The sequence below is a fragment of the Blautia sp. DFI.1.216 genome, from assembly GCF_020594215.1.
Lineage (GTDB): Bacteria > Bacillota > Clostridia > Lachnospirales > Lachnospiraceae > Blautia_A > Blautia_A wexlerae.
Map to the genome: position 1 here is coordinate 1 of NZ_JAJDML010000121.1, position 1902 is coordinate 1902.

Below are 1902 nucleotides of genomic sequence, written 5' to 3' on the forward strand. Positions count from 1 at the left end.
AAACACTTTATATTGTACTGCTTTATGCAAAATAAAGACTTTTTCAGTGGCGTCCCTATAGAGGTGAGGGAATTCTTGCTACGGTTGTTAAAATATTCCATAATCTGTGTCAGAAAAATATTACGTATTTCCATATTAGGAATGGTAAGCATGAACGTATTTGCATCTTTTCTTCCGGTCTGTGTGAGATATCCCGTAGTAAAAAGAACACTCCACAGGTTTTCAATCGAAGCATACATATCCTGATATGTCAGTTCCTGATGAATCTCCTTTACAATTGTTTCTCCTGCTATCAGTTTCTCAATTTCCTTTCTGACCGTTCCTTATCAGTCTCCTGAATAAAGCGTTTCACCGCTTCATTACTGCTAGTATTAGACCAGTAATTCTGTGGCTGCGCCATATTGTTTATACGCAATTCATCACAATAATTTATCACATCCCAGGGACAGTAAACCTCTACATTTCCAAACCGATATCCGTCATACCACATTTTTATTTCATCATAATGCTCAGAAAGTTCATAATATTCCAATATATTCTTTACATCACTGTCCGTAAATCCAAAATATTCATCAATCAATAAGATAACTTTCTGACCATGATGTTTCTCCAGAAGTTCTGACAGAATCCTCAGACTGCTGCACAGAACAGATTCCTTCATATCCGGCAGAAGCAATGATTTGAACGCATCCTTATCATATTCCGTCAAACGTTCACTGTCCAATAAATACTGGAATCTACGCGCCTCACCATTTACAATCTGTATTGCCATATCACAGGCTTTTTCATAAGTTTGCGCACTGATACTCTTCAGGGAAATAAAAATCACAGGGAACTTTCCCATGTATTGTTCGCAAAGATAAACTTCTCTGGAAATTCTTGTTCCTTTAAAGCAGTTCTTATCACCGTTTAATTCAAAGAATGCTTTCAGCATACTCATATTCAGTGTTTTACCAAATCTTCTCGGACGTGTAAACAGATTCATCTCCGCCCAATTATCCAGAAGTTCTTTGATAAGCATCGTTTTGTCTACATAGTAGAAATCTTCCGCCTGAAGCTTTGCAAAATTTTCTATTCCTATTGGAAGTTTTTTTTTGACTGAATTCAATACATGATCCTCCCTTTTGTCTCGGTTCTATATACATATTATACATTGTATTTTATGTTAATCTCTATTTTCCATACTTATGTTGCTATATGTTAACAGATATAAATGAGTTGTGGATTGGATATTTGTTATTGTCAGAGCAATTCCATTATATACAACATTTTATATTGTTTCAATACATCTCATGTTACTCTTTATCGGGTTCCATTGGAGAACTGTCTGTTGTAAACAGACTGTTTCAATACATCTCATGTTACTCTTTATCGGTAACTGGTAACACCTACGGCGCAAAAGATGTGCGTTTCAATACATCTCATGTTACTCTTTATCGAAAGACCATCCAGTACCCTCAGTACCCTTTCTGCAGATTTCAATACATCTCATGTTACTCTTTATCTTGGAGTATTACGGATAATAAGCGGTTGAAACGAGTTTCAATACATCTCATGTTACTCTTTATCAAAACAGGAGGAATAAACGATGGAAAGATCATTACTGTTTCAATACATCTCATGTTACTCTTTATCGAAGCATTATTAAAAATATCTGGATTACATATTGCAGTTTCAATACATCTCATGTTACTCTTTATCTTTTGCTGCTGGTTTCTTTGGCTCCATATCAAATTCGTTTCAATACATCTCATGTTACTCTTTATCAAGCTTCACAAAACGCTTTAACTGCTGCCGACTCTGGTTTCAATACATCTCATGTTACTCTTTATCTAAATGGGAAGATGTAAATTAACTTGTTGTGCTAGATAAAATAAAATATAAAGAAACTTCAACAAAATA

Annotated in this window: 1 pseudogene and 1 CRISPR repeat array; the pseudogene reads right to left on the reverse strand. The window is 34.9% G+C overall.

Annotated features, from left to right (window positions below):
- Positions 1-1108, reverse strand: a pseudogene (locus LJE11_RS18950) (AAA family ATPase); the annotation flags it as partial.
- A gap of 169 nt (positions 1109-1277) precedes the next feature.
- Positions 1278-1833: a CRISPR direct-repeat array (repeat unit 30 nt; unit sequence GTTTCAATACATCTCATGTTACTCTTTATC).
- The last annotated feature ends 69 nt before the right edge of the window (positions 1834-1902 follow it).